Annotated in this window: 26 protein-coding genes and 2 tRNA genes; 15 read left to right on the top strand and 13 right to left on the bottom strand. The window is 68.7% G+C overall.

The window, feature by feature from the left end:
- Nucleotide 1 precedes the first annotated feature (1 nt).
- Nucleotides 2-736: an SDR family NAD(P)-dependent oxidoreductase gene (locus MKL20_RS24855; RefSeq protein ID WP_244038905.1), complete on the bottom strand. Its 735-nt coding sequence runs from the start codon at nucleotides 734-736 to the stop codon at nucleotides 2-4.
- 110 nt (nucleotides 737-846) lie between these two features.
- On the opposite strand from MKL20_RS24855, the gene MKL20_RS24860 reads away from it, so the two are divergent.
- The 3 genes from MKL20_RS24860 to MKL20_RS24870 all read left to right on the top strand — a co-directional run bounded on the left by MKL20_RS24860 (nucleotide 847) and on the right by MKL20_RS24870 (nucleotide 2407).
- Entirely contained in the window at nucleotides 847-1710 is an 864-nt protein-coding gene (locus MKL20_RS24860) for a formyltransferase family protein (RefSeq protein WP_244038906.1), read from the top strand.
- A 91-nt stretch (nucleotides 1711-1801) separates the two neighbouring features.
- Complete coding sequence (locus MKL20_RS24865) at nucleotides 1802-2143, top strand: hypothetical protein (RefSeq protein WP_244038907.1); 342 nt, start codon at nucleotides 1802-1804, stop codon at nucleotides 2141-2143.
- 78 nt (nucleotides 2144-2221) lie between these two features.
- Nucleotides 2222-2407 (top strand): hypothetical protein, encoded by a 186-nt coding sequence (locus MKL20_RS24870; RefSeq protein ID WP_243965177.1) that lies wholly within the window; start codon nucleotides 2222-2224, stop codon nucleotides 2405-2407.
- A gap of 9 nt (nucleotides 2408-2416) precedes the next feature.
- Here MKL20_RS24870 and MKL20_RS24875 read toward each other — a convergent pair whose 3' ends face one another.
- Nucleotides 2417-3442, bottom strand: a complete 1026-nt coding sequence (locus MKL20_RS24875) for a hypothetical protein (protein WP_244038908.1) — start codon at nucleotides 3440-3442, stop codon at nucleotides 2417-2419.
- A 185-nt stretch (nucleotides 3443-3627) separates the two neighbouring features.
- Between MKL20_RS24875 and MKL20_RS33085 the strand changes: the two genes are divergently transcribed.
- From MKL20_RS33085 to MKL20_RS24885, 3 genes are all read left to right on the top strand, one after another.
- On the top strand, nucleotides 3628-3750 hold the full coding sequence (locus MKL20_RS33085; RefSeq protein ID WP_279594957.1) for a hypothetical protein: 123 nt from the start codon (nucleotides 3628-3630) through the stop codon (nucleotides 3748-3750).
- A gap of 217 nt (nucleotides 3751-3967) precedes the next feature.
- On the top strand, nucleotides 3968-4249 hold the full coding sequence (locus tag MKL20_RS24880; protein ID WP_244038909.1) for a PilZ domain-containing protein: 282 nt from the start codon (nucleotides 3968-3970) through the stop codon (nucleotides 4247-4249).
- A gap of 63 nt (nucleotides 4250-4312) precedes the next feature.
- Nucleotides 4313-4498: a hypothetical protein gene (locus MKL20_RS24885; protein ID WP_244038910.1), complete on the top strand. Its 186-nt coding sequence runs from the start codon at nucleotides 4313-4315 to the stop codon at nucleotides 4496-4498.
- Between the two features lie 195 nt (nucleotides 4499-4693).
- Here MKL20_RS24885 and MKL20_RS24890 read toward each other — a convergent pair whose 3' ends face one another.
- From MKL20_RS24890 to aroA, 4 genes are all read right to left on the bottom strand, one after another.
- Nucleotides 4694-6400, bottom strand: a complete 1707-nt coding sequence (locus MKL20_RS24890; RefSeq protein WP_244038911.1) for an AAA family ATPase — start codon at nucleotides 6398-6400, stop codon at nucleotides 4694-4696.
- 178 nt (nucleotides 6401-6578) lie between these two features.
- Nucleotides 6579-6654: transfer RNA gene (locus MKL20_RS24895), tRNA-Lys, on the bottom strand.
- Between the two features lie 93 nt (nucleotides 6655-6747).
- Nucleotides 6748-7386 (bottom strand): (d)CMP kinase, encoded by a 639-nt coding sequence (cmk, locus tag MKL20_RS24900; protein ID WP_244038912.1) that lies wholly within the window; start codon nucleotides 7384-7386, stop codon nucleotides 6748-6750.
- A 4-nt stretch (nucleotides 7387-7390) separates the two neighbouring features.
- Entirely contained in the window at nucleotides 7391-8740 is a 1350-nt protein-coding gene (gene aroA / locus MKL20_RS24905; protein WP_244038913.1) for a 3-phosphoshikimate 1-carboxyvinyltransferase, read from the bottom strand.
- A gap of 241 nt (nucleotides 8741-8981) precedes the next feature.
- Here aroA and MKL20_RS24910 point away from each other — a divergent pair, with 241 nt between their 5' ends.
- Nucleotides 8982-9359, top strand: a complete 378-nt coding sequence (locus MKL20_RS24910) for a TIGR02300 family protein (protein WP_313902753.1) — start codon at nucleotides 8982-8984, stop codon at nucleotides 9357-9359.
- Nucleotides 9360-9537: 178 nt separating this feature from the next.
- Nucleotides 9538-9613: transfer RNA gene (locus MKL20_RS24915), tRNA-Ala, on the top strand.
- Nucleotides 9614-9694: 81 nt separating this feature from the next.
- On the opposite strand, the gene MKL20_RS24920 is transcribed toward MKL20_RS24915, so the two are convergent.
- Nucleotides 9695-10183 carry an Lrp/AsnC family transcriptional regulator gene (locus MKL20_RS24920; RefSeq protein WP_007564896.1) on the bottom strand — a complete coding sequence of 163 codons (489 nt, stop codon included), beginning with the start codon at nucleotides 10181-10183 and terminating at the stop codon, nucleotides 9695-9697.
- Nucleotides 10184-10575: 392 nt separating this feature from the next.
- Between MKL20_RS24920 and mdeB the strand changes: the two genes are divergently transcribed.
- The 6 genes from mdeB (at nucleotide 10576) to MKL20_RS24950 (ending at nucleotide 18370) form a co-directional block, all read left to right on the top strand.
- Complete coding sequence (gene mdeB, locus MKL20_RS24925; RefSeq protein WP_244038915.1) at nucleotides 10576-13251, top strand: alpha-ketoglutarate dehydrogenase; 2676 nt, start codon at nucleotides 10576-10578, stop codon at nucleotides 13249-13251.
- Between the two features lie 256 nt (nucleotides 13252-13507).
- Nucleotides 13508-14881: a 2-oxo acid dehydrogenase subunit E2 gene (locus MKL20_RS24930; RefSeq protein ID WP_244038916.1), complete on the top strand. Its 1374-nt coding sequence runs from the start codon at nucleotides 13508-13510 to the stop codon at nucleotides 14879-14881.
- Nucleotides 14882-15073: 192 nt separating this feature from the next.
- Entirely contained in the window at nucleotides 15074-16756 is a 1683-nt protein-coding gene (lpdA, locus tag MKL20_RS24935; RefSeq protein ID WP_244038917.1) for a dihydrolipoyl dehydrogenase, read from the top strand.
- Nucleotides 16757-17038: 282 nt separating this feature from the next.
- Entirely contained in the window at nucleotides 17039-17572 is a 534-nt protein-coding gene (locus MKL20_RS24940) for a hypothetical protein (RefSeq protein ID WP_244038975.1), read from the top strand.
- A gap of 35 nt (nucleotides 17573-17607) precedes the next feature.
- Entirely contained in the window at nucleotides 17608-18006 is a 399-nt protein-coding gene (locus MKL20_RS24945; protein ID WP_243972875.1) for a DUF2147 domain-containing protein, read from the top strand.
- Nucleotides 18007-18094: 88 nt separating this feature from the next.
- A complete protein-coding gene (locus MKL20_RS24950; protein ID WP_244038918.1) occupies nucleotides 18095-18370 on the top strand; it encodes a hypothetical protein in 276 nt (91 codons plus the stop codon).
- 633 nt (nucleotides 18371-19003) lie between these two features.
- Here the strand turns inward: MKL20_RS24950 and MKL20_RS24955 are convergent.
- The 4 genes from MKL20_RS24955 to MKL20_RS24970 all read right to left on the bottom strand — a co-directional run bounded on the left by MKL20_RS24955 (nucleotide 19004) and on the right by MKL20_RS24970 (nucleotide 22202).
- Complete coding sequence (locus MKL20_RS24955; RefSeq protein WP_244038919.1) at nucleotides 19004-19582, bottom strand: GbsR/MarR family transcriptional regulator; 579 nt, start codon at nucleotides 19580-19582, stop codon at nucleotides 19004-19006.
- 61 nt (nucleotides 19583-19643) lie between these two features.
- Nucleotides 19644-19766, bottom strand: coding sequence for a DUF2474 family protein (locus MKL20_RS24960; RefSeq protein ID WP_147856215.1), 123 nt, complete (start codon nucleotides 19764-19766; stop codon nucleotides 19644-19646).
- Complete coding sequence (gene cydB / locus MKL20_RS24965) at nucleotides 19766-20773, bottom strand: cytochrome d ubiquinol oxidase subunit II (RefSeq protein WP_243962529.1); 1008 nt, start codon at nucleotides 20771-20773, stop codon at nucleotides 19766-19768. Before cydB ends, MKL20_RS24960 begins: the two co-directional genes overlap by 1 nt.
- Before the next feature lie 10 nt (nucleotides 20774-20783).
- Nucleotides 20784-22202 (bottom strand): cytochrome ubiquinol oxidase subunit I, encoded by a 1419-nt coding sequence (locus MKL20_RS24970; RefSeq protein ID WP_244038920.1) that lies wholly within the window; start codon nucleotides 22200-22202, stop codon nucleotides 20784-20786.
- A gap of 237 nt (nucleotides 22203-22439) precedes the next feature.
- On the opposite strand from MKL20_RS24970, the gene MKL20_RS24975 reads away from it, so the two are divergent.
- A complete protein-coding gene (locus MKL20_RS24975) occupies nucleotides 22440-23666 on the top strand; it encodes a pyridoxal phosphate-dependent aminotransferase (RefSeq protein WP_244038921.1) in 1227 nt (408 codons plus the stop codon).
- A gap of 287 nt (nucleotides 23667-23953) precedes the next feature.
- Here MKL20_RS24975 and MKL20_RS24980 read toward each other — a convergent pair whose 3' ends face one another.
- Together MKL20_RS24980 and MKL20_RS24985 are read right to left on the bottom strand one after the other, a co-directional pair.
- The gene (locus MKL20_RS24980; RefSeq protein WP_244038922.1) at nucleotides 23954-24880 is read right to left on the bottom strand and encodes a dihydrodipicolinate synthase family protein; all 927 of its coding nucleotides are present in this window, start codon (nucleotides 24878-24880) and stop codon (nucleotides 23954-23956) included.
- A 204-nt stretch (nucleotides 24881-25084) separates the two neighbouring features.
- Nucleotides 25085-25639, bottom strand: coding sequence for a helix-turn-helix domain-containing protein (locus MKL20_RS24985; protein WP_244038923.1), 555 nt, complete (start codon nucleotides 25637-25639; stop codon nucleotides 25085-25087).

A 25639-nucleotide genomic window follows, 5' to 3' on the forward strand; every position in this document is an offset into this window, starting at 1 on the left:
GTCAGCCCTTGGTGCGCAAGGTCGCGCGGCCGCCATCGACGCCGATCACCTGGCCGGTGATCCAGCCCGCCTCATCGGAGACCAGGAAGGCCGCGAGCGCCCCGACATCCTCCGGGCGGCCGAGCCGCTGCAGGGCGTGCATCGCGGCGATCCCCTGGGCCAAGGTCTCGTTGCCGGTGATGGCGGCGGCGAGCGGCGTCCGCGTCAGCGACGGCGCGACCACGTTGACGCGGATCTGCGGGGCGAGTTCGGCCGCGAGCGACAGGCCGAGCCCCTCGACGGCGCCCTTGGCCATCGCCACCGAGGCGTGCGCGGGGAAACCCTGCGCGACGGCCACCGTCGAGAACAGCACGATCCCGGCGCCCGCCTCCCCGGCGCCGGCCTTCAGTGCGCCGGCCGCGGCCTGGACCGCCGAGAAGGCGCCGAGCGCGTTGATGCGGAAGTCGTTTTCCGCGTCGGCCCGGGTCAGGCGCCCGAGCGGCCGCAGGTTGATCGTGCCGACCGCGTAGACCAAGCCGGCGAGCGCAGGCCCGGCCGCCTCACTGGCGGCGGCGAAGAAATCCGGATCGCCGACATCGCCCGCCGTGACCGTCGTCTCGCCGAGTTCTTCGGCCGCACGCGACAGGCGCTCGCCGTCCCGGGCCGCGAGATGGAGGGCATAGCCACGGGCCCGCAACGCCCGGGCGGTGGCGAGGCCGATGCCACCCGTTCCGCCGTAGATCAGAACCTGTCGCACGTGCGGTCCTCTTGCTACCCAACCTGCTCCGGACAAAGTAAGGCCGGCGGCGCCCCCGGGCAGGCGGCAGGCCGCCCCGCTCCACGTTCACAAGGTCGCAGGCGGCAAGCATGAAGTTCGCGTTCGCCGGCATCGACTTCCTGGGCGGCGTGTTCGAGGGCCTGGTCGAGGCCGGCTGGAGGCCGATCAAACTGTTCACCCGGCCCTGCGACGGGATCTACGACCACAACGACGTGCTGGTCGCCCGCGCCCGTTCGATGCGGCTGCCGATCCAGCTGTCGCGCATCCGCGAGCGCGACATCGAGGCCCTGCAGGCCGAGCATGGCAAGGATTGGGCGCTCGTGGTGGCTGGCTATCCCTGGCTGGTGAAGGGCTGGCGTGGCCGCGCCGCCTACGGTTTGAACATCCACCCCTCCCCGCTACCGACCGGGCGCGGGCCCTATCCGCTGTTCCGGGCGGTGCTCGACCGTTACGAGACCTGGGGGGTCACCGCCCACGTGCTCGCCGATGGCTTCGACACCGGCGATATCCTGGCCCAGGACATCTTCAGCCTTGAGGCCATCGAGTCCCACGAGACCGTGCTGGCCAAGTGCCAGATGGCGGCTCGGCGGCTCGCCAGCGGACCGCTCGGCAAGGAGCTGCCCGCCCGCTGGCGCCGCGCCGAGCCGCAGGGCGACGGCTCCTACTGGCCCCGAGCGACCGATGCCGACCGGACCCTCGATTTCCGGCAGGAGGTGGAGCCGATCCTGCGCCGGGTCCGGGCTTTCGGCACCGTCGAGACGATCGCCCGGCTGGGCGATGCGCGGGTCTACGTGGCCGAGGCGCAGGGCTGGCGCGAGCGCCATGGGCACACGCCGGGGACGGTGGTGCATCGCCACCGCCGGCACGTGGTGATCGCGGCACTGGACGGCTACGTGCAGATCACCCGCTGGTCGCCAGTGCCTTTGGCCGAGGCGGCTCAGGTCGGGCGCTGAGATCGGGGCGCTGAGATCGGGCGGCGAGGTGCCGGGAACACATGCGGGACGGGCGGTGTTTCAGCCGATCCCGACCGTCACGGAGCCTGCCATGTCGACACGCGCAAGTCTCGCCGCAGCCCTCGGGCTTGCCGCGCTGTTCACCGGCACCGCCTTCGCGCAGGGCGTGATCGTCGAACCCGATGATTTCGGCCCGGATGACGAGGTCGTGGTGCGCGACTACATCGTGAGCCGTCCGGTCGGCCCCGGCCCGATCGTCGGCTCGATCCCGCTGCGGCCCGGCACCATCGTGCCGGAGGACGTGCGTCTCGCCCCCTTCACGGATGCGCCGAACCCGCGCCTGCGCCGCTACGGCTATTTCGTAGCGCCCGGCGACAAGGTCGTGGTCGTGGATCCGGCGACCCGCGCGGTGGTGCGCATCTTCGATCGGTGAGACCGGTTCGCATTACGGTCACCGATCCGCTAACACCCCGGGGCAAGCGAATAAGAAACGCGCTCCGGGGGAACGACCATGAAGGCCAAGCCATCCGCGCTGTCGGGCGAGACGCTCCTCGTCTCGGTGCTGCTGCTGTTGTCGGGCGCGATGCTGTTCGAGTGGATCGTCGTCTCGCCCGACAGCCCGGGCTCCGCGCTCCTGCGTGTGATCGGCGCCGCCCTCGCGGCCTTTGTGGCGATCCTGCCGTTCCGCAGGGCGTGAGAGCCGCGCTCACCAGTCGCTGAGAGCCGCGCGCTTCCAACGGTCCGGGGCGACGCAGCGATACTCGAACGCCGCGTCCCAGGCGTGGTCGCCGGGCGTGCAGGCCTCCCGGCTGCTGTGCGGCGGATTCGGTCGCGCCTCCCGGACCGACGCCGCCTGAAGCTGGCCCGCATCGCTCACCCGGAATACCGGCCCGTTTGCCGTCCCGTAGACCAGGTCCTGCCCGTCGAAGCCGAGGGTGCGCCCAAAACTCCCCTCGCGGTTTCCGTCGAGCGCGATCGATTGGCCTGATCCCAGCAGGATCGGCACGCCGGTGAACCGGCCGGCCGCCGTGTCGATCCCGATGCCGTAGGTCCCCTCCCCCTGGAACGAGACGCCCCGGTCGGTGACCGAACCGGTGAGGTTGCCCATCAGGATGCCGTAACCGGTATGGGCGCCCGGCACCCCGCCGGTGGAGATCTGCAAGCCGACCCGCTGGCGATTGCGGTCCGTCGTCGGCGATTGCGCCGAGACGTCGATCTCGGCGCCGATGCAGGAGGCGACCGGATCGGCCTCGTCGGTCATGTCCACGCAGTTGAAATTGCCCGCCCAGGACGGCCCGACCGGCCCGATCCCGTTGGCCTCCTTGAAGATCGTGCCGTTGACGGCGACGTTCTGCGCCCCCGTGCTGGCGAGGCTGCGATTGTGCAGTTCCCCCGTGATCGTCCACTCGTAGCCGGCATTGTGCGGCCCCGTGGAGCCGAGCGCCCAGAGCGCCTTGTAGGTGTGACCGGGCTCGCCCGTTCCGTCCGGGATGTGCCGATCGACCCGCAGGGTCGAGACCGGGTCGAAGCCCGGCGGCCGGTTCCACAGGAAGGCGCGGCCGCCATCGAGGCCGGGCAGGCCGCTGCCCTGGACATCGCGAGAGAAGCCCGGCGGCCAGGCGAGCGGCGGCGCGAGGGCCGGCGGCTGGCCGGGCGCCTCGGCACAGACGGCAGCCGGCATGCCGGCCAGGACGAGACCGATCGGGATCGTGAGGCCGAGGCGAATGCACATGATCGTCTCCGAATGTCCGGTGCAGGCCAAAAGTCGGTCAGGGCTATGCGCCCAGCCTGACCGGTCGGCGCCGGGAAAGCCATGACCCACGCGGCTGGATGGGAGCCGGCACTCGAACCGCGCGTTTGGATCCCACGGCCTGCCGTGCTCTGATGAGTCCCCGAGCGAGAAAAGGAGAGCGACCCGTGTCGAAGTCGCTGCGATTCCTGCGGAACTGGTTTCTGCTGTCGATTCCGGTCGGGCTGTTCGTCGGGCGGTTCATCAAGGCCGGCAAGGGACCGCCGTTGCGCGACGACGAGCGTCGGTAGGATTCGCGGCTCATCATCGGCGGGACGGAGCGTGTGGGCCATGCTGCTCCCGGCACGCGACTCCCGGCACGCGACCGTTCCGGTCATAGCCTCAGAACCGTCGGCCCATACTTTATTTTCCTACAAATATAGATTTGATCAATCTATCATTAGCGTTTTCGGCGCAATTTTACTGACATCGCGCCGTCTTGGCCGATATCGCCAGGGTCATTCGGCCATGCCCCGCAACGCCCGGCCTCCGATCGGCTTCGTTGAGCGACGCGCCAGCGCCCGAACAGTGACGGCGCTTCTGGCCTACGCCCAGCACCCGGACGGGTCGCGGTTCCCCTGCCGGGTCCAGAATCTCTCCGACGGCGGCGCGATGCTGGAATTCCTGGGTTCACACGTGGTCACGCTGGAGACGGCCTTCGACCTCGTGCTGGCCAATTCCGACATGCGCTACGCCGTGAAGCTGATCTGGCGGAAGGAGCGGACCGCCGTGGTGTTGTTTTGTGTGTGAAGGCTTGGGCGGCTGGAACCATTCTCAGCCGACCCAATCCGGCACGGTGTCTTCGGTAAATCGGTGGACGAGATAGATGCCGCGGTGCACGTCATGGCCGAGTCCGGCCTCTGCGCCCTACGGCAAGGACCGGCCGACGAGCTGCCGGACGAGTCCGAGGTGCATTTCTGGCGCCTCGGCTTCGTGGGTGCCGCGTACGAGGCCAGGGACATGGCGCTTGGCCTTGGCGCGCCTGTAGCGAATTGCTGACGATGAAATCGCCCGCCCTGCTGACTGGCGGGTGACACCGGGATTCGGGAAAACGCCCGCTATAGCTCTTAGCGTCGAAGCATACAGGCGTCTGGTCGTCGAATCAGTGGGCCTGAAGCTGAGCAAACAGTCCGGCAAGCTCCACCGGAATAAGACGGGCCCTACGAAGCGCTCTAAGCAACCTTGGTGGGTTGACTAAGTTTGCCCCCCGAAGGTCCTTTGCGCTATAGGCAAGAGATCATGCCCTTGCCGATTTATGACCCAATCGGGTACATCTATCGATTGACCAAAAGTATAATTAACCGTGATCTTTTTGGTTGACTGTAGGGAAGCTTCCCCAGCTTCGATCAAATTGACAATAGTATCTGTAATTTTTTGCAAATCATCTTTCGACTGCATCCGCAACAAATGCTCATCTCCAGATGTGATAGAGATGCCGGGGATCGAGGGCGCAGTATTGTTTTCTAAGAGCAGACTGTAGATATTCAGCGGGTCCAACATATAATTTTCAAAGCTATATCGGCCGATTACAAAAATTTGATCGGAAGCAACGTTATTAACATCCCTATCGATCACCCCTAAAAACATACCTTTCAACGGCTCTTGACCGAATTTAGCTGTCCACTGCGGAACAACGGTTGCCCCTCCAGAAACCTTTTTCTTACCAGATCCAAGTGAAGCAGGCATAAAAACAATGGATGGAGTGGGTTTTATTGCCATCGGATCGCGACTAGGACCATAATTTGACAAAATATCACGAACCGCTTCATAAAAATTTACATCATCTTCGTCTTCGACAAAAACAAACTTAGATGATTTCGAGACTGTGACGAGGCCGGCAGTCAAAATTGAGATAATATCTGACCTCGAAGATACTTCTGTAATTTCATTATTGCCCCGTTCTAGTTGAAAGACAGAACCATCTGGGGCCAATGCGACCGTAGATGGCGAATGAGAACTCATTATGACCCGAATGCCATGTTTTTTGACAAGTACCTCATCTATAACATCCATAAACTGCAATATCATGGATGGATGCAGATGAGCGTCTGGCTCATCAAGCAATAAAAGCTTCGGAAAGATTCCGTCTTTATTAGAGCCGTAAAGCCAAAGAACTAGCTGAATTATCACCTTTTCGCCTGACGACAAATCCGTCACTTCAATCGTATTGCCGTCAAATCGATCTTTCAATTTAAACTTATAATCGCGAGTTATTGAAACATCTTTTGGTGAAATCACTTCGTATGGAAATCCGGCGGTCTTAAGAGCTTCGTTGACGACATCCCACGGCGCTGGCCCTAACGAATTACCTGCGCGATCCAACCCAGGTGTTTCGCGCTCCATAGCTTCAAGCGAACGAAGTCTATAGTTATAAAAAACAAATCCAATAACAGAAGTGGCATCCAAATTGTTTAGGATCCAATCAAAATTATCACTTAGTAGCTCGTCAACTTGCTCGGGCGTCATGCTTTGAGGGTTTCGGCCCTTGAACAGTTCTAAAGCTTTGCTGCTAGCAGCAGCTTGATTAGGCTCATAGAACTGCTGACCATTCACACTCATCATTGCAAGATTTACAAGATTTTGCCTCTGCTGTGCCATTGAAGTTAGCGAAATTGCCGGCCCATCGCTAAATCTTCCTACGCTTGGAATGTAAGCTACATCACCAGCACTGTATGACCCGCCGGATGTCTGCACCCGAACTGGCAATCCGACTCCGGGCAGAAAGCTTTTGCTGAAATAATACGACAAAATTTCAAGTAATTGGGTTTTTCCAGACCCGTTCTTACCGGTCAGTATCGCAAAACCGGGAATATTGTTCCAGGTTATATTTTTAATCGATTTATATCCTTTATCGTCGATGGCATTCATCTGGATGTTAAATGGCTCGACGACTTTACTCATAATCGAAGCTCCCGACGTGCGTAAAACGGCTGGCGGCCACCTTGTTTGATTCGCGGTGTTTGGACCAGCGCTTCGAATAACCACCCGGCGATATTCACACTGCGGCGATCTGTTACCCAGGATGTTACCCGGTGAGATAGTCTCAACGCCGGGCATCCTAGCAAGTGGTTGAAAATAATGGTGAGCGCGCTGGGACTCGAACCCAGGACCTACAGATTAAAAGTCCGTTGCTCTACCAGCTGAGCTACGCGCTCGCGTCCGGGACCGCCCTGCGGCGGCCGCGCGGGGACGGCGCGTTCGCAATAGGTGAGCGGGGCCGGGGGGTCAACACGGGGTTGTGGGTGGCGCTATGCCCCGTCGCCGCGGGCGCGCTCGACCACGCCCTTTGCCTCGGCGAAGGCGGCGTCCGGGTCGAGGGTCGTGGTGTCGAGCCGGACCGCGTCGTCGGCCATGCGCAACGGTGCGGCGGCCCGGGAGGCGTCGCGGGCGTCGCGGGCCTCGATGTCGGCCAGGATCGCCGCGAAGGTCGCGGCCTCGCCGCGGCCGGCGAGCTCCAGGTGGCGGCGGCGGGCGCGCTCCTCGGACGAGGCGGTGATGTAGAGCTTCACGCTGGCGTCCGGGCAGACCACCGTGCCGATATCGCGTCCGTCCAGGACGGCGCCCTTGGGATCGGCCGCGAAGCGCCGCTGCCAGGCCAGCAGGGCGGCGCGGACCTCCGGCACCGCCGAAATCCGCGAGGCGGCCTCGCCCATGGCGCGCGCGCGCAGGCGCGGATCGTCCAGCCTGCCGGCGTCGAGGGCGTGCGCGGCCCGGGACGCGGCCTCGGGATCGTCGAGGGACAGGCCGGCATCGATCAGCGCCAGCGCCACCGCGCGGTAGAGGAGCCCCGTGTCGAGATGCGGCAGGCCGTAATGGACGGCGAGCCGCTTGGCCAGGGTCCCCTTGCCCGAAGCGGCCGGGCCGTCGATCGCGATGACGAGCGGCATGATGCTAGGTCCCGATCCGGCCGCCGAGGGCCTGCATGGATGGCAGGAAGCTCGGGAAGCTCGTGGCAATCATCGCGCCATCGTCCACCGTGACGGGGGCCTTCGTGGCGAGCCCCATCACCAGGAACGCCATGGCGATCCGGTGATCGAGATGGGTCGCCACCGTGCCGCCGCCGGGCGCGGCCGTGCCGTCGCCCTCGACCACGAGGTCGTCGCCCTCCACGCTGTGGCGAACGCCGTTGGCGGCGAGCCCCGCCGCCACGGCCGCGAGGCGGTCCGATTCCTTCACCCGCAATTCGTGCAGGCCGTTCATCCGGGTGCGGCCTTCGGCGAAGCTCGCCGCCACCGCCAGCACCGGGTACTCGTCGATCATCGCGGGCGCCCGCTCGGCCGGGACGTCGACGCCTGTGAGGCGGCTCGCGCGCACGCGCAGGTCGGCGACGGTCTCGCCGCCCTCCTCCCGCTCGGCCACGCGCTCGATCTGCGCGCCCATCTCCAGCAGGGTGGTGATCAGCCCGGTCCGCAGCGGGTTCATCATCACCCCCTCAATCACCACGTCGGAGCCGGGCACGATCAGCGCCGCCACCAGGGGGAACGCCGCCGAGGACGGATCGGCCGGCACGACCACGTCGGTGCCACGTAGGGTCGGCTGTCCGGTAAGCGACACCTTGCGGCCGTGGCCGCCCGGCCCGTGCGGCTCGACGCGAACCTCCGCGCCGAACAGGCGCAGCATCCGCTCGGTGTGGTCGCGGGTGGCGGCCGCCTCGATCACCGTGGTGGTGCCGGGGGCGTTGAGGCCGGCGAGCAGCACCGCGGACTTGATCTGCGCCGAGGCGGCGGGCGTCTCGTAGGTGATCGGAATCGCCTCGTTCAGGCCGCGCAGGGTCAGCGGCACGCGCCCGCCCTCGGCTTCGGACAGGACCTGCGCGCCCATGCGGGTGAGCGGGTCGAGGATCCGGCGCATGGGGCGCGAGCGCAGGGAGGCGTCACCGTCGAAGGTCGCGGTGACGGGCTGGCCGCCGACGACGCCCATCATCAGCCGCGAGCCGGTGCCGGCATTGCCGAAATCCAGAACCTCGGTCGGGTCGGTGAGGCCGCCGATGCCGACGCCGCGCACCACCCAGCGCCCCTCGCCGAGGCGCTCGATTCCGGCGCCGAGTGCCTTCGCGGCGGCGGCGGTGCGCAGCACGTCGTCGCCCTCGAGCAGGCCTTCGACCCGGGTCTCGCCCAGGCTCAGCAGCCCCAGGATCATGGCCCGGTGGGAGATCGACTTGTCGCCCGGCGGACGCAGGCGCCCGGTGAGCGGCGTGCCCGGTGCGGCGGTGAGAGGCTGGGGAGGCGAATCGTGCGACACGGGGCGTCCGTTCGGGAAATTGGGGTGGGCCGGGATCCGGCGCGTCGCGCGGGGGCGCCGCGGCGCTGCAATCGGACCGTGAACTGGCGGCGCGGTTAACACGCGTACCGGCCCGCGTCATCCATCGCACCCGGTCGGCCGCCCTCGTGAAACGGGGGTCTGCGCCTCGATTGACAGGGGTCGAGGCCCCGACTAACGCGCCCGTCTTCCGACAACAGCAGAGACGACGAGGTGCCCGCCCGTGGCCCGACCCGAACTTGGCCTGAAGCGCCAATGCATGAGTTGCGGTGCGAAGTTCTACGACCTCGCCCGCGATCCCGCCGCCTGCCCGAAATGCGGTGCGGTCTACCAGGCGGCGACGAGCCGCGTCGCGGCGCCGGCCCTGGCGCGGGGGCCTGCCGAGGCCGAGGACGAGGATGACACGGACGAGAAGGCTCCGGACCTCGTCTCGCTGGACGAGGTCGAGGCCCCGGAGGACGAGGCGGATCCGACGCCCGAGGACGACACCGCCGAGGACGGGGATTCGGCCGCGGATGAAACCTTCCTCGAGGAGGAGGATTCCGGCGACGACGTCTCCGACCTGATCGACGGCGATATCGAATCCGACGAAGAAAGCTGAGCCCCGTTTGCGCCCACCCCGCGAAGAGCCCGCGACGAGTCCGAGAGGGGTGGGCATTTCCGCGAAGAACCCGCAAAAAAGGGGTTGAGTCCGCCGCGAGAGCCGCCTATAGAACCGGCCTCGCCGGACGCCAGCCGGTCGGCGAGACCCCGCGGGACCCAAACCGCGGCGGACAAGTGGGGCCTTAGCTCAGCTGGGAGAGCGCTTCCATGGCATGGAAGAGGTCATCGGTTCGATCCCGTTAGGCTCCACCATTCTTCCTTCAGCGTGACGCGGCCGGTCCCGGCCGGCGCCGCTGGGAAACTCTGAAACTCCTGATCCAGCGACCGACCGGCTCACCGGGTCAGGTGCCCGAGCGGCAGGGCGGTCGTGTACTTCACTTGGCCGAGCGCGAAGCTCGAGCGGATGTTGGCCACCCCCGGAATGCGGGTGAGGTGGTCGAGCACCAGACGCTGGTACTGGCCGAGATCCTCCACCACCACCCGCAGCATGTAGTCGGCCTCGCCGCTCATCAGGTAGCATTCCATCACCTCGGGGCGGCTGCGAACCGCCTCGTCGAAGGCCTGGAGGGCGGCCTGGGTCTGCTTCTCCAGGGAGACGTGGACGAAGACGTTCACGGCGAGCCCGAGGCTCATCGGATCCACCACCGCGACGCAGCCCCGGATGATCCCGGCCTCCTTCAGGTCGTTGACCCGGCGCCAGCACGGGGAGGTCGAGAGCCCGACCTGCTCGGCGAGGTCGGCGATGCTGATCTCGCTGTCCTGTTGCAGGCGTTCGAGGATGCGCAGGCTGGCGGCGTCGAGATGAGCCGGTCGGGAGACCATTTTTTTGTTCTCCGGTTTGCCGTGGGCATAGCATGCCGCCGATCGCGGGACGGCAGGAAAGTTTTGGCGGCGGCCATCGATGTGGGCGCCCGTTTCGGCATGCACCCACCGTCATTGCGAGCGCAGCGAAGCAACCCAGTGCGGCGAGCGTTCGCAGGCCGTAGCGGTTCCCTGGGTTGCTTCGCTGCGCTCGCAATGACGGCAAGGGAGGATTTAACCGGACGTCGCATCGGAGGCCGGTCGATGCCTCGGCACCAACGGCGGTACGATCGACCATCCTCAACCGCATATCCGGCAAAACATGCCAATCATCCGCCCTCGATAACAAAAATTCGGCATGTCGCCCCGCGCGGCAATCCGTATGCTCCGATCAAAAGCTGGGAGCCGCGCCGATGAACGCCATACCGCCGAGGACGACGATCGCGCGGTCCGCCGAGGTCGATCACGATCCGGCCGAGACGCAGGATTGGCTGGCCGCCCTCGAATCGCTGTTCCGCACGGAGGGCGCGGCCCGGGCGCGGTTCATCCTCGACCGGCTGGAGCGGCGCTCGAAGGAGATCGGCATCCTCGACGAGGCCCTGCCCTACTCGCCGTATCGGAACACGGTTCCCCTGGAGAAGCAGCCGCGCTACCCGGGCGATCTCGACATCGAGGAGCGCCTGACCTCGATCATGCGCTGGAACGCGCTCGCCATGGTGGTGCGCGCCAACATGGCCTACGGCGAGCTCGGCGGGCACGTGGCGAGCTACGCCTCGGCGGCGGAGCTGTTCGAGGTCGGGTTCAACCACTTCTTCAAGGGCGGCCCGGATGGCGACCTCGTCTACTTCCAGCCGCACTCGGCGCCGGGCGTCTACGCCCGCGCCTTCCTGGAGGGGCGGCTCTCCGAGGAGCAGCTGAAGCATTACCGCCAGGAGATCGCCGGCGACGGCCTATGCTCCTATCCGCATCCCTGGCTGATGCCGGATTTCTGGCAGGTCCCCACCGGCTCGATGGGCATCGGCCCGATCCACGCGGTCTACCAGGCGCGGTTCATGCGCTATCTCGGCCATCGCGGCCTGGCCGACACCTCCGCCCGGCACGTCTGGGGCGTGTTCGGCGACGGCGAGATGGACGAGCCGGAATCGATCGGCGGCCTCGCGCTGGCTGCGCGGGAGAAGCTCGACAACCTCACCTTCGTGATCAACTGCAACCTGCAGCGGCTGGACGGCCCGGTGCGCGGCAACGGCCAGATCATCCAGGAGCTGGAGAGCCTGTTCCGCGGGGCGGGCTGGAACGTCATCAAGGTGCTGTGGGGCTCCGAGTGGGACGGGATTTTTGCTCGTGACACCAACCACGCCCTGCTGCGCCGCTTCGCCGACACCGTGGACGGCAAGTACCAGACGCTCGGCGCCAAGGACGGCGCCTACAACCTCGCGCATTTCTTCGGGGAGGACGAGGAGGTCCGCGAACTCGTCGCCCACATGTCGGATGCCGACGTGGACAAGCTGAAGCGCGGCGGCCACGATTTCCGCAAGCTCTACGCGGCCTTCGCCGCCGCCAAGGCCACCAAGGGGCGGCCGACGGTGATCCTGGCCAAGACCAAGAAGGGCTACGGCATGGGCGGCGCGGGCGAATCGCGCATGACCGCCCACCAGGCCAAGAAGCTCGACGTGGATGCGTTGCGCGCCTTCCGGGACCGCTTCGCCCTGCCGCTCTCCGACGCGCAGGTGGAGGGCCTGGCCTTCTACAAACCGGCCGAGGACGGCGCGGAGATGCGCTACCTGCGCGAGCGCCGCGAGATGCTGGGGGGCGTCCTGCCGGCCCGCCGCCGCACCGCGCCGACCGTGACGGTGCCGCCGCTCTCGACCTATGCGGGTTTCGCCCTGGAGGCGGCCGGCAAGGAGATGTCGACCACCACCGCGGTGGTCCGGCTCTTCGGCAACCTGCTGAAGCACAAGGATCTCGGGCCGCGCGTCGTCCCGATCGTCGCCGACGAAGCGCGCACCTTCGGCATGGCCAACCTGTTCCGGCAGGTCGGGATCTACGCCCCCGAGGGGCAGCTCTACGAGCCGGAGGATGCCGGCTCGATGCTCTACTACCGCGAGGCGCGCGACGGTCAGCTCCTGGAGGAAGGCATCACCGAGGCCGGGGCGATCTCGTCCTGGACCGCGGCGGCCACCGCCTACAGCGTCCACGGCCTGTCGATGCTGCCGTTCTACATCTACTACTCGATGTTCGGCTTCCAGCGGGTCGGCGACCTGATCTGGGCGGCGGCCGACCAGCGCGCGCGCGGTTTTCTAATCGGTGCCACGGCGGGCCGCACCACGCTGGGCGGCGAGGGCCTGCAGCACCAAGACGGCTCGAGCCACCTCGCGGCCGCCGGGATCCCGAACTGCCGGGCCTACGATCCGGCCTTCGCCTACGAGGTGGCGGTGATCGTCGATCGCGGCGCCCGGGCGATGATGGAAGAGGGCGAGGACGCCTTCTACTACCTCACCGCCATGAACGAGAACTACGCCCAGCCCTCCATGCCGGAGGGGGCTGAGGCCGGCATCCTGAAGGGGATGTACCGCCTGTCGGGGCCGGATTCGGGGCCTGCCGCGGTGCGGCTGCTGGGCTCCGGGGCGATCCTGCCCGAGGTGATCGCGGCCGCCGGCCTGCTGGCGCAGGATTGGGGGATCGCGGCCGAGCTGTTCAGCGTCACCAGCTTCAGCGAGTTGGCGCGGGATGCGCGCGAGACCGAGCGCCAAGCGATGCTGCACCCGGAGGCCGAGGCGCCGGTGAGCCACGTGGCCGCCCTGCTGCCGGGCGCGACGCCGATCGTGGCGGCGACCGACTACGTCCGGGCCTACCCGCAGCTGATCGCCTCCTATGTTGGGGCCCGGTTCGTGACGCTGGGCACCGACGGGTTCGGCCGCAGCGACACCCGCAACGCGCTCCGCCGCTTCTTCGAGGTGGATCGGCAGCACGTGGTGGTGGCCGCCCTGCACGCGCTCGCCGAAGCCGGCACGGTGCCCCGCGCCACGGTCGCCGAGGCGATCCGGCGCTATGGCATCGACGCGGACACGCCGGCGCCCTGGACGATCTGAGGGGCTGCCCCCCCGACCCGAGCAACTCCAACCCGCGCCCTCATCCTGAGGTGGCGGAGCGAAGCGGAGCCCTCGAAGGAGCCCTCCAGCCGGCCGCGCGATCCCTGGAGGCCTCCTTCGAGGCTGCTGCGCAGCACCTCAGGATGAGGGGGTGGGTGGGGGATCCACCGGAAGTCACGACGCCTCGGAAGGCCCGACTCCGGACCTCCGCCCCCCAAAAACAGTCCGCCCCAGACAAGCCACGGAAACCCGCCCGATGAGCGCCGCGCTGCAGATCGCCCTTCCGGATATCGGCGATTACCGGGACGTGCCGGTGATCGAACTCCTGGTGAAGCCGGGCGACCGTCTCGCCGTGGACGACCTGATCCTCAGCATCGAATCCGACAAGGCGACCATGGAGGTCCCCTCCCCGGTGGCCGGCACCGTGCGGGAATTGCTGGTCGCGGTGGGCTCGAAGGTCTCGGAGGGCACGCCGATTCTTGTGGTCGAGCCGGCCGAGGGCGGCGAGGCGGCACCGGCGCTGGAAGCGCCGCAACCGGAGCCGGCTGCCGGTGTCGGACAGGGCGCGGGTCCCCTCTCCCGTGCGGGAGAGGGACAGGGTGAGGGACCAGCCCTCTCCGGACACGGCGCATCCCTCACCCCAGCCCTCTCCCGCACGGGAGAGGGGGACCGTCGCGCCCCGGCCCAGCCGTCCAACGACGATCAGCGGCCCATCACGCAGCGCGACGTCCACGCCAGCCCGTCCGTGCGCCAGCTCGCCCGCGAGCTCGGGATCACCCTCGACCGGGTGCCCGCCACCGGCCCCAAGGGGCGGATCCTGCGGGAGGATTTGCACGCCTTCGTCAAAGCGGCGCTCCAGGCCCCGGCCCACGCGCCGGCCGCGCCCTCGGGCATCGGCGCCGGCCTGCCGCCCTGGCCGCAGGTGGATTTCGAAAAATTCGGCCCGGTGCGGCGGGAGCCCCTGTCGCGGATCCAGACGATCTCCGGAGCCAATCTCAGCCGCAACTGGCTGACCATCCCGCACGTGACCAATTTCGACCGGGCCGACGTCACGGAGATCGAGGCGTTCCGGGTCGGGCTCAATAAGGAAACGCGTACGCCGCCGGCGCGGGTCACCATGGTGGCCTTCCTGATCAAGGCCGCCGCCCTCGCCCTGCGGGCCTATCCGCGCTTCAACACCTCCCTGGAGGGCTCCGACCTCGTCCTCAAGGACTACGTCCATGTCGGCTTCGCGGTGGACACCCCGAAGGGCCTGATGGTGCCGGTGGTACGCGACTGCGACCGCAAGGGCCTGATCGCGATCGCCACCGAGATGGCGGCGCTCGCCGACAAGGCCCGGGCCGGCAGCCTCTCGGGCGCGGACATGCAGGGCGGGTGCTTCTCGGTGTCGTCGCTGGGCGGCATCGGCGGCGACGGCTTCACCCCGATCATCAACGCCCCCGAGGTCGCGATCCTGGGCGCGGCGCGCTCGCGCACGGAGGCGGTCTGGGACGGAAACGCCTTCCAGCCGCGGCTGATCCTGCCGCTCAGCCTGTCCTGGGACCACCGGGTGGTGGACGGCGTCGCCGCCGCCCGCTTCCTCGGCCACATCGCGTCGGTGCTGTCGGATTTGCGCCGGGCGCTGCTGTGACGGCGATGATGGGTGCGCCGCTCTCTCCTCCCCCTTGCGGGGAGGAGTTGGAGGTGGGGGTGGTGCCGGAAGAGGCGCAACGGTGCCTCCTGCACCACCCCCACCCCTGACCCCTCCCCGCAAGGGGGAGGGGAAAACCCTGGCAGCCCCGATGCCTTCCGCCCATCCCCCTAGACTGTGATCGCCGCTGCCATGCCCGAGACCCGCGAGATCCGCGTCCCCGATATCGGCGACTTTTCCGGCGTGCCGGTGATCGAGATCCCGGTGGCGCCGGGGGAGACAATCGCCCGCGACCAGACCCTGCTCATCGTCGAGTCCGACAAGGCGACCCTCGACATCCCCGCCCCGGTCGCCGGCCGCTTGGTCGAGATGCTGGTCGGCCTCGGCGACACCGTCTCGGCCGGAACGCTGATCGCCCGGGTGGCCGTCGAAGCGGAAACGGTCGCGCCCGTGGCGGCGCCCACCGACGCGCCGGCAGAAGACTCCTGCGACGTGCTGGTGATCGGCGGCGGGCCCGGCGGCTACGCAGCGGCGTTCCGGGCCGCCGATCTCGGGCAGCGCGTGATCCTGGTGGAGCGCGAGGCCAGGCTCGGCGGCGTCTGCCTGAATGTCGGCTGCATCCCGTCGAAGGCACTGCTCCACGTCGCCGCCGTCACCGAAGAAGCCGGGCGGCTGTCCGCCCACGGGATCAGCTTCGGCGCACCGACCGTCGATCTCGACAAGCTGCGGGCGTTCAAGGCCGGCACCGTGCGGCGCCTGACCGACGGGCTCAGCCACATGGCGCGCCAGCGCAAGGTCGAGACCGTGCGCGGTACCGCGCGCTTCACCGGGCCGAACGCGGTCTCGGTGGCGCTGCAGACGGGCGGCAGCCGCGCGATCGGGTTCAAGAGCGCCATCGTGGCGGCGGGCTCATCGCCGGTCAGCCTGCCGATGCTGCCCGACGACCCGCGGATCGTGAATTCCACGGGGGCGCTGGAGCTGCCCTTCGTGCCCCGCCGCCTGCTGGTGATCGGCGGCGGCATCATCGGCCTGGAGATGGCGACGGTCTACAGCGCGCTCGGCGCCCGGGTCGACGTGGTCGAGCGCCTGCCGAACCTCCTGGAAGGGGTCGACCGGGACTTGGTGGCGGTCTGGACCAAGCGCAACGCCCACCGGTTCGACCGCATCCGCACCGGCGCCGAGGTCGTCTCGGCCGCCGCCACCCCGGACGGCATCGCCGTGACCCTGGCAGGCGAGGCGGAGCCGCAGATCTACGACCTCGTGCTCCAGGCGGCCGGCCGGCGGCCGAACGGCGACGCTCTGGGCCTCGACGCGGCGGGCGTTGCCGTGGAGCGGGGCTTCGTGCCGGTGGACGCGCAGATGCGCACCAGCGTGCCCCACATCCTGGCGGTGGGCGATCTCGTCGGGCAGCCGATGCTCGCCCACAAGGCGGTGCATCAGGGCCACGTCGCCGCCGAGGTGGCTGTCGGCCACAAGGCGGGGTTCGACGCGACGGTGATTCCCTCGGTGGCCTATACCGATCCGGAAATCGCCTGGGCCGGCCTGACCGAGACCGCCGCCAAGGCCGCCGGGCGGGCGGTCGAGGTGGCGCGCTTCCCCTGGGCGGCCTCGGGCCGGGCCATCGCCAACGGCGCCGATTACGGCCTGACCAAGTTGCTGTTCGACGCGGAGACCAAGCGGATCGTCGGCGGCGCCATCGTCGGCCCGAGCGCGGGCGACATGCTCGGCGAGATCGTGCTCGCCATCGAGATGGGCGCCGACGCGACGGATATCGGCCGCACAATCCACCCGCACCCGACGCTCGGCGAGACCATCGGACTCGCCGCCGAGGCCGCGCTCGGCCTCTGCACCGACCTGCCCCCGGCGCGGCGCTAGCAGGCTCGACCCCACGGCGCGGTTTGGATAAACCGGCTGCCGCGAGGCCGGGGACGGCTCGGCTGAGCCGGCCCGTCCGCACAACAACAGGACGCCTCCATCCCGGGGGGATTCGGGCCGAGACGATGCGGTGTGCCGAATTAGCCGTTCCGGGACGTTCCGATGCCAAAGCTCACCTTCAGCGCGCTTGATCCGCGGGCGGTCCGACGCTGCGTGGCCTTCCTGGTCCGGCGCGACTGGGCGCTCCATCTCGGCCTCGCGGCGGTGCTGGCGGGGATCCCGATGAGGCCCGCCGCCGCCCAACCGCAGGCCGCCCTGATCGCGTCCCTGCAGAGCCGCGTGCTGGCGGCGCACAGCGCGACCCTGGCGCTGGAGAGCTGGTGCGCCGACCACAAGCTCGCCGGCGACCCGCATCTCGTCGCCCGGCGCATGGACGTGGCCGACAAGCCGCTCACCGCCGCGCAGCGCGCCCGCCTGGCGATCGGCCCCGACGAGCCGGTGCGCTACCGCCGGGTCCGTTTGGCCTGCGGCGACCGGGTTCTGTCGGAGGCCGACAACTGGTACGTCCCGGCGCGCCTGACGCCCGAGATGAACGCGACCCTGGACGGCACCCGCACGCCCTTCGGCCGGGTCGTGCGCCCGCTGGAGCCGACCCGTCAGACCCTTGAAGTCCGCCCCTTCCCGCAGGCCGCGGCACCCGGCCCCGACGACCCGCTGTTCGAGGTCGACGCGGTGCTCTCCACGGGCTCCGGCCAACCGTTCTGCGAGGTCGCCGAGACCTATCTGGGCGGTGCGCTGCCCGAAGCTTCGCGGTAAGAGTGCCTCAAACGGCCGGTTCGGGAGGAACGAGGATGCGTCGCGCGGTCTTGGCTTTGCTCGCTTCGATGCCGGTCTGCGGCCCGGCCCTGGCCGCCGATCCGGCCGGCCTCTGGCTCACCGAGACCGGCAGTTCCCGGGTGAAGGTCGCCCCCTGCGGCGGCGGCTATTGCGGCACCATCGTCAGCGCCCCCGGAAAGGCCCTCGACGCCAAGAACCCGGACCCGGCCTTGCGGGGCCGCAGCGTCGTCGGCGTCCAGATCCTCGACGCAAGGCAGGCGGATGGATCGGGCTACAGCGGCTCGCTCTACAACCCGAACGACGGAAAGACCTATTCCGGCTCCCTGCGGCTGACCGGCCCGAACGCCCTCGAAGTCTCGGGCTGCGTGATGAGCGTGTTCTGCAAGCGCCAGACCTGGACCCGGGTGAACTGACCACCGCCCACGATGACGCAGTCGCGGGCTCGTGACGGATCAATTGTGCACGACCGAAGCTTCCCTCTCGACAGAGACAGGGACCTTCATGACCAAGATGATTTTCGCCGCCGCCATCGCGACCTGCTTGGTCGGACCGGCCTCCGCCCAGGTGATCGAATCCCCGACCGGCACCGTGGTGGTCGTGCCGCCCGGCGCCCCCGGGGTGGTGACATCGCAGTCGAACGCGACCGGTGCCGAGGGCGCCATCACCTACTCGCCGACGGGACAGCCGGCGGATTCGATCGCCAACGATTCCGCCGCCGCCGGCAACGCCAACCAGCCCTCGCGTGTCGCGCCCCAGGGTGGCGGCGGCGGGAAGTAGGCGACACCGCTTTGCCCCGGACGCGGTTTCTGTGTCCGGGGCGAGGTTGTCATCGCGCGTGCAGCGAAGCGATCCCGGTCACGCTCGATTATGGGATCGCGTGCCGCCCTGGGTTGCTTCGCTACGCTCGCAATGACGGTGCGGTCGCGACCGACCGGCGGATATCCAACGCACGGGCTACGTTGCTTACACATCTGCGGACGAAGCGCGGGTCCCCTCGCCCCGCTTGCGGGGAGAGGCCCGCACGGACCTCGTCGTCCGTGCGGGAAGCGCAGGCGAAGCCGGAGCGGCGGTGAGGGGGCGGTTCAGAACGAGGCGCGCGTCCGGAACCGCCCCCTCACCCTCGGCTGCCGCCTCGCTTCGGCGACGACGAGGTCGCCGAAGCCCTCTCCCCGCAAGCGGGGCGAGGGGATACCCGCACCGAGGCTGGAGCCAAAGCACGGGCCGTCGCGCAAAAAGGGCCGAACTCGATCTGTGAATCCGATAGCCCGTGCGGGAGAGGGGACCCGCGCCACATCCGGAAATGTGAGAATCCGATAGCCCGCACAGGAGAGGGAGCCTGCGGCGCCCCGGGGTGACGGGGTTGGGCGCTGCGACCTGTTCGTCACGTCCGCAGCACCGGAAGACCGCCCCTCACGCTTCCTTGTCCGGACGCCCCGCGAGCCGGCCCGGCAGGCCGGTCAGGCGGTCCTTCATCGCCAGCACCTTCTGGACCTTGGCGCCGAGGGTGAGGAGCTGGACCAGGCGCTCGGTGTCGAGGCGGCGCACGTCGGCGTACCAACCCGCAAAGAGCTCGAACAGGTCGTGCATCTCCCGGAGCCGGCCTTGCGCGTGGCGCTCCGCCTCGGACTCGGCGTCCTGCATCAGCAACTCGCGCAGCAGGGTCAGGGTCGGGTCGATCTCGCGCTTCTTGCGCTCCTCGACCAGGGTGCGGACGATCTGCCAGATGTCCTCCGGGGTGGCGAAGTAGTCCCGCCGGTCCCCGGGCACGTGCAGGAGCCGCACGAGGTTCCAGGCCTGCAGCTCCTTGAGCCCCATGCTGACGTTGGAGCGCGAGACACCCAGACGCTCCACGATCTCGTCGGCGTTGAGCGGCCGCTCGGCCACGAACAGCAGGGCGTAGATCTGCCCCACGGTCCGGTTGATGCCCCAGCGCGAGCCCATCTCGCCGAAATGCAGCACGAAGGTCTGGATCAGGGGAGGCAGGTGCACGGCGGCGATCCGTCGAACGGTTTTAGGCCCCTCGGGAATGCGGGGGGGTGTTGCCGGCTTATCAGCTCTTGAGCCAGAACCGGAGGAGCGTCGCCACGGCGCCGAGGCCGAGGATGCTCCCGGCCCAGAGGCCCACGAACCAGGCGAGGCGTTTCCAGAGCGGGAGCGGGGTTGCGGGGGCCATCAGTGATACCCGTGCGCGTCGACCTTGCCGCGGAACACCCAGTAGGAATACGCGGTGTAGATCAGGATGATCGGGATCAGGACCGAGGCGCCGACCAGCATGAACATCTGGCTCGCCTCGGGGGCGGCGGCCTGCCAGATCGTGATCCGCCCCGGCACCACGTCGGGGAAGATGCTGATCCCGAGCCCCAGGAACGACAGGGCGAACAGGCCGAGCGCGATCAGGAACGGCGCCCGCTCGCCCCCGCCCCGCAGGGTCCGCCACAGGGCGACGGCGGCGAGCGCGACCAGCAGCGGCACCTGCGCCGAGACCAGGACGTTCGGCATCGCCAGCCAGCGCTCGAAGTAGCGCCCCTGCAGGAACGGCGTCGCGGCGCTGACCAGCGCGATCGCCGCCACGGTGGCGATGGTCAGGCGCTGGGCGAACCGGCGGGCCTGGAGCTGGAGCAGCCCTTCCGTGCGCATCACCAGCCAGGTCGCCCCGAGCAGCGCGTAGGCGACCACGAGGCTGACGCCGACCAGCAGGCTGAACGGCGTCAGCCAGTCCCACCAACCGCCGGCATAGGCCCGGCCCTCGACCGCGATGCCCTGGAGCAGTGCGCCCAGCGCGATCCCCTGGGCCAGGGCCGCCACCACGGAGCCGCCCGTGAAGGCCACATCCCAGGCCGCCCGGTGGCCGGGATCGCGCCAGCGGAACTCGAAGGCGACGCCGCGAAAAATCAGCCCGAGCAGCATGGCGATGATCGGCGCGTAGAGCGCCGGCAGGATCACCGCGTAGGCCAGCGGGAAGGCCGCGAACAGCCCACCGCCGCCCAGAACCAGCCAGGTCTCGTTGCCGTCCCAGACCGGGGCGACCGAGTTCATCGCGGTGTCGCGCTCCGGCCCCGGCCGCAGGGCCGGGAACAGGATGCCGATGCCGAGATCGAAGCCGTCCATGACGATGTAGGCGAAGACCGCGAAGGCGATCACGAACGCCCAGATCACGGTGAGATCGACGCTGTAGACCATGGCTGCTGCCTCACTCGGCCGGCTGGAGGTGGCGGTCGGGATCGACCGACGGGGCGGGGGTGATGCCGGCGGTGCGGATCGGCGCGCCGGGCTCGATCCCGCTCTCGCCTTCATGGGGCGGCTGGGCCATCAGGCGCAGGATGTACAGAACCCCCATGGCGAAGACGGAAAAATAGATCACCACGAACGCGGTGAGCGAGGCGGCCACCGCCGGGCCGTGGAGCGGCGAGGCGGATTGCGCGGTCCGCAGCAGGCCGTAGACCGTGTAGGGCTGGCGCCCGACCTCGGTGGTGATCCAGCCGGCGAGCACCGCCACGAAGCCGGCCGGGCCCATGGCGACCGCGAAGCGGTGCAGCGGGCGCCACCGGTAGAGCGCCCCGCGCCAGCGGGCGAGCAGGCTGATCGCGCCGAGGAGCAGCATCAGCATGCCGAGCCCGACCATGATGCGGAACGACCAGAACACGATCGGCACCGGCGGCCAGTCCTTCCGGGGCAGGCTGTCGAGGCCGGCGAGCGGCGCGTCCAGGCTGTGCTTGAGCACCAGCGAGGACAGCTTCGGGATCTCCACCGCGTAGCGGATCGTGCCGGCCTCCTGGTCGGGCAGGCCGAACAGCACCAGCGGCGCGCCGTCCGGATGGCTCTGGAAGTGGCCCTCCATGGCCATGACCTTGGCGGGCTGGTGCTCGAGGGTGTTGAGCCCGTGCGCGTCGCCGGCAAAGATCTGGACCGGCGCCACCAGGGCGGCCATCCACATCGCCATCGAGAACATCGTCCGGGCCGCCGGGTTGGCCCGGTCGCGCAGCAGGTGCCAGGCGCCGACCGCGCCGACCACCAGGGCGGTCGTCAGGTAGGCCGCCAGCACCATGTGGACGAGGCGGAACGGGAAGGACGGGTTGAACACGATCGCCCACCAGTCCAGCGGCACGAACTGGCCCTCGGCGTTGGTGCCGTAGCCCGCCGGCGTCTGCATCCAGGAATTCACCGACAGGATCCAGAACGCCGAGAAGAAGGTCCCGAACGCCACCATCAGGGTCGCGGCGAAGTGCAGCCGCGGCCCGACCTTGCTCATGCCGAACAGCATCACCCCGAGGAAGCCCGCCTCCAGGAAGAAGGCCGACAGCACCTCGTAGGCCATCATCGGGCCGAGCACCGGCCCGGTCTTGTCGGAGAAGACCGACCAGTTGGTGCCGAACTGGTAGGACATCACCAGGCCGGAGACGACGCCCATGGCGAACGCGATGGCGAAGATCTTCAACCAGTACTTGAACAGGTCCATGAAGACCTGCCGGCCGGTGGCGAGAAACAGGCCCTCCAGCACGGCGAGGAAGCTCGCGAGCCCGATCGAGAAGGCCGGGAACACGATGTGGAACGCCACCGTGAAGCCGAACTGGATGCGGGCGAGGATCAGGGGATCGAGGGTGTCGAGCACGATGGGTCTCCCGGCTCGGGATCTGCGACTCGGCTTATAGCAATTTCAGAAATTTCTGAAAAGTCGATAATCACAGGACAGTCGCGGCGGGCGTGCAGGCCTGGACGCGCGCGGCCGGACACGGCAGGTTCGGGGCGATTCCCCGAACGATCGGGCGCTTGCAAGCACGGTGCCCGCCCTCGGGCCACCGCGCCGCGCGACACGCCGCTCCCCGGACACCACGAGACCCGTCGCCCCATGGCCGAACCCGTTGCCGCCGCCTTCCTCGACGCGCCCGTCGACCTCGCTGCCGCGCTCTCGGAACGCATCCGCGGCATCGGGACGAGCCAGATCGGGCTGGTGGCGGATCGCGGCCGGGACGACCCGGACGTGGTCAAGCTCTGGATCGGCGAGGGCGACCTGCCGACGCCGCCCTTCATCGTCGAGGCGGCGCACCGGGCGATGCAGGCCGGGCATACCCGCTACACCACCTCGCTCGGCCTGCCGGCCCTGCGGGCAGCGCTCAGTGCCTACCATGCCCGGCACTGGGGCGTGGACGTCCCGGCCGACCGCTTCGCCGTCACGGCCGGCGGCATGAACGCGATCATGCAGGCGGCCCAGGCCCTGCTGGAGCCGGGCGACGAGATCATCATCCCCTCCCCGGCCTGGCCGAACCTGGCCGAGGCGGTCCGCATCACCGGCGGCGTGCCGGTGACCGTGCCCTACCGGATCCAGCCGGATGGGCGCTTCACGCTGCCGCTCGCCGACATCGAAGCGGCACTGACGCCGCGCACCCGGGTGATCATGGTCAACTCGCCCTCGAACCCGACGGGTTGGACCATGCCGCTGCCCGAGATGACGGCCTTGCGCGACCTCGCCCGCGCGCGCGGCCTGTGGATCTTGTCGGACGAGGTCTACGCGCACTTCACCTACGGCAACCAGATCGCGCCGTCCTTCCTGCAGATCTGCACGGAGGACGACCGGCTGATCGTGACCAACACCTTCTCGAAGAACTGGGCGATGACCGGCTGGCGTGCCGGCTGGGTGATCTTTCCCCGGGGCCTGGCGCCGACCTTCGCCAAGCTCGGCCAGTACAGCACCACCTCGATCCCGACCTTCATCCAGCACGCCTGCGTGGCGGCCCTCGACGAGGGCGACGGCTTCATCCGCACCATGGTCGACCGCTGCGCCGAGGCGAGGGCGATCCTGGTCGAGGGGCTCGCGCGCCTGCCCGGCGTGACCGTGGCGGCGCCGGACGGCGCCTTCTACCTCATGCCCCGGATCGCCGGCGACGAGCCGAGCCTCGAACTCGCCTACCGCCTGCTGCGCGACGCCAAGGTCGGCGTCGCCCCGGGCACCGCCTTCGGCCCCGCGGGCGAAGGCCTGGTCCGCATCTGCTTCGCCATCAGCCCGGACCTGGCGCGGGAGGCGGTGCGGCGGTTGTCGGGGGTGTTGGGGCGGGGTTCGGCCGGGCGGTCGAACTGATCCGGAGGGCGGCGTTTCAGCTCCGGCGTAAGAGTGGGGATCCCCTCTGCCTCGCTCGCAGGGCTGCCGGCTCCCCACATCGTCGGATGAAGCGCGGGTCCCCTCTCCCGTGCGGGAGAGGGACAGGGTGAGGGATGCGCGCTTTCCGGAAGAACCAGTCCCCTCACCCCAACCCTCTCCCGCACGGGAGAGGGAGTCCCTCGCGTCTCACTGACGCCGATGTGAGCCTCACAGCGAGGGAGGACCGCGCGTCTGTCAGACCGCCGCCCGCCCCCAGCAAATAAACCTCACCGCCCCCAGCGCAGCACCAGCGCATCGTTCCGCCGCGCCAGCTCGATCAGCGCCGCGCGCGTGTCGGGATGGAGCGGCTGGAGCGGCAGGCGGGCGGTCTCGTGGGCGATGATGCCGCCCTCGGCCATCAGCGCCTTGCAGGCGAGCAGCCCGCATTGCCGGTTCTCGTGGTTGATCAGCGGCAGCCAGCGCGCGTAGGCGTCGAGCGCCTCGCTCCGGCGGCCGGCCGCGTAGGCGTCGGTGATCTGGCGGATGCCGTCCGGATAGGCGCCGCCGGTCATCGCCCCGGTGGCGCCGGCATCGAGATCGGCCATCAGGGTGATCGCCTCCTCGCCATCCCAGGGGCCGACCACCGCGTCGCCGCCCTGCGCGATCAGCTCGCGCAGCTTGCCCGCCGCCCCGGGGGTCTCGATCTTGAAGTAGGAGACGTTTTCGATCTCCCGGGCCATGCGGGCCAGGAACGCGGCCGAGAGCGGCGTGCCCGCCACCGGCGCGTCCTGGATCATGATCGGGATCGCGATCGCGTCCGAGACGCCGCGGAAGAAGTCGTAGATGCCGAGCTCCGGCACCCGGATCGTGGCGCCGTGATAGGGCGGCATGACCATCACCATGGCGGCCCCGGCTTCTTGCGCCCGGCGCGAGCGCTCGGCGCAGACCTGCGTGGCGAAATGCGTGGTCGTCACGATCACCGGCACCCGGCCGGCGACGTGGTCGAGCACCGCGTGCATCACGGTCTCGCGCTCGGCGTCGGTGAGGACGAACTGCTCGGAAAAGTTGGCCAGGATGCAGAGGCCGTGGCTGCCGGCGTCGATCATGAAGTCGATCGCCCGGCGCTGCCCGTCGAGGTCGAGGTTGCCCGCGGCATCGAACACCGTGGGGGCGACCGGGAAGACGCCCCGGTAGGGCTGGGCAGGCGAACTCATGCGCGATCCTCCACCGGGGCGGGCCGCGCGCGCCGGCTCACAGGAAAAGACCGATCCGGGCCGCTCCGGGGCCACGCGGCCGCCCCGGATCGGCGAAACGCCGGCACTGTGCCGAAGGATCATCCGAGATCAACGCCCGTCCCGGCGCGGGCTCGACAAAAGCCGCGATGTGTTTGCGCGGCGCCGGTACGGATGGCGCAAGCCTTACGCCGACAGGATCAGCAGGATGAGCTTGCTCACCACGGGGCCGACATTCACGAACCAGTGCTCGACATCGACCCGGATCGTCGCCGTGTCGCCGCCCTCCAGGGTGATGACTTCCCGGGTCGTATGGATCTCCAGGCGTCCCGACAGGATGTGAAAGATCTCGCGGCTTCCGGCCTTGTGCGCGGCGAACCGGCTCGACGTGGCGCCGGGCGGCACCGTGTAGTGCAGCAGCTCGACCTCGGATGACGGGCGCGCCAGGGCGAGGCGCTCGATGCCGGTCGCCTCGTCGAAGAACCGCAGGTTCTCGCCCGTGCGCGTGATCTCCACGGGCTGGCGCTCGACGAGGTCCGCGAGCTCGCAGCCCAGGCCGCGGGCGATGGCCAGGGCATTGCGCAGGGTCGGGCTGAGCAGGCCGCGCTCGACCCGCGACAGGGCGGCGGCGGAGACGCCGCTGGTCTCGGCGAGCTGATCCAGGGTGACGCCGAGCTGGGTGCGGCGGGTGCGCACCGCGTTGCCGAACAGGATGTCCTGCGCCTGCGTCTCGCCGGTCAC

This window comes from Methylobacterium sp. E-066 (assembly GCF_022829635.1).
Lineage (GTDB): Bacteria > Pseudomonadota > Alphaproteobacteria > Rhizobiales > Beijerinckiaceae > Methylobacterium.

Coding starts and splice junctions, on each gene's coding strand:
- MKL20_RS24860 (WP_244038906.1), top strand. CDS start 847: ATGAAGTTCGCGTTCGCCGGCATCGACTTCCTGGGCGGCGTGTTCGAG.
- MKL20_RS24865 (WP_244038907.1), top strand. CDS start 1,802: ATGTCGACACGCGCAAGTCTCGCCGCAGCCCTCGGGCTTGCCGCGCTG.
- MKL20_RS24870 (WP_243965177.1), top strand. CDS start 2,222: ATGAAGGCCAAGCCATCCGCGCTGTCGGGCGAGACGCTCCTCGTCTCG.
- MKL20_RS24875 (WP_244038908.1), bottom strand. CDS start 3,442: ATGTGCATTCGCCTCGGCCTCACGATCCCGATCGGTCTCGTCCTGGCC.
- MKL20_RS24880 (WP_244038909.1), top strand. CDS start 3,968: ATGCCCCGCAACGCCCGGCCTCCGATCGGCTTCGTTGAGCGACGCGCC.
- MKL20_RS24890 (WP_244038911.1), bottom strand. CDS start 6,400: ATGAGTAAAGTCGTCGAGCCATTTAACATCCAGATGAATGCCATCGAC.
- cmk (WP_244038912.1), bottom strand. CDS start 7,386: ATGCCGCTCGTCATCGCGATCGACGGCCCGGCCGCTTCGGGCAAGGGG.
- MKL20_RS24920 (WP_007564896.1), bottom strand. CDS start 10,183: ATGGTCTCCCGACCGGCTCATCTCGACGCCGCCAGCCTGCGCATCCTC.
- mdeB (WP_244038915.1), top strand. CDS start 10,576: ATGAACGCCATACCGCCGAGGACGACGATCGCGCGGTCCGCCGAGGTC.
- MKL20_RS24930 (WP_244038916.1), top strand. CDS start 13,508: ATGAGCGCCGCGCTGCAGATCGCCCTTCCGGATATCGGCGATTACCGG.
- lpdA (WP_244038917.1), top strand. CDS start 15,074: ATGCCCGAGACCCGCGAGATCCGCGTCCCCGATATCGGCGACTTTTCC.
- MKL20_RS24940 (WP_244038975.1), top strand. CDS start 17,039: ATGAGGCCCGCCGCCGCCCAACCGCAGGCCGCCCTGATCGCGTCCCTG.
- MKL20_RS24945 (WP_243972875.1), top strand. CDS start 17,608: ATGCGTCGCGCGGTCTTGGCTTTGCTCGCTTCGATGCCGGTCTGCGGC.
- MKL20_RS24950 (WP_244038918.1), top strand. CDS start 18,095: ATGACCAAGATGATTTTCGCCGCCGCCATCGCGACCTGCTTGGTCGGA.
- MKL20_RS24960 (WP_147856215.1), bottom strand. CDS start 19,766: ATGGCCCCCGCAACCCCGCTCCCGCTCTGGAAACGCCTCGCCTGGTTC.
- cydB (WP_243962529.1), bottom strand. CDS start 20,773: ATGGTCTACAGCGTCGATCTCACCGTGATCTGGGCGTTCGTGATCGCC.
- MKL20_RS24975 (WP_244038921.1), top strand. CDS start 22,440: ATGGCCGAACCCGTTGCCGCCGCCTTCCTCGACGCGCCCGTCGACCTC.
- MKL20_RS24980 (WP_244038922.1), bottom strand. CDS start 24,880: ATGAGTTCGCCTGCCCAGCCCTACCGGGGCGTCTTCCCGGTCGCCCCC.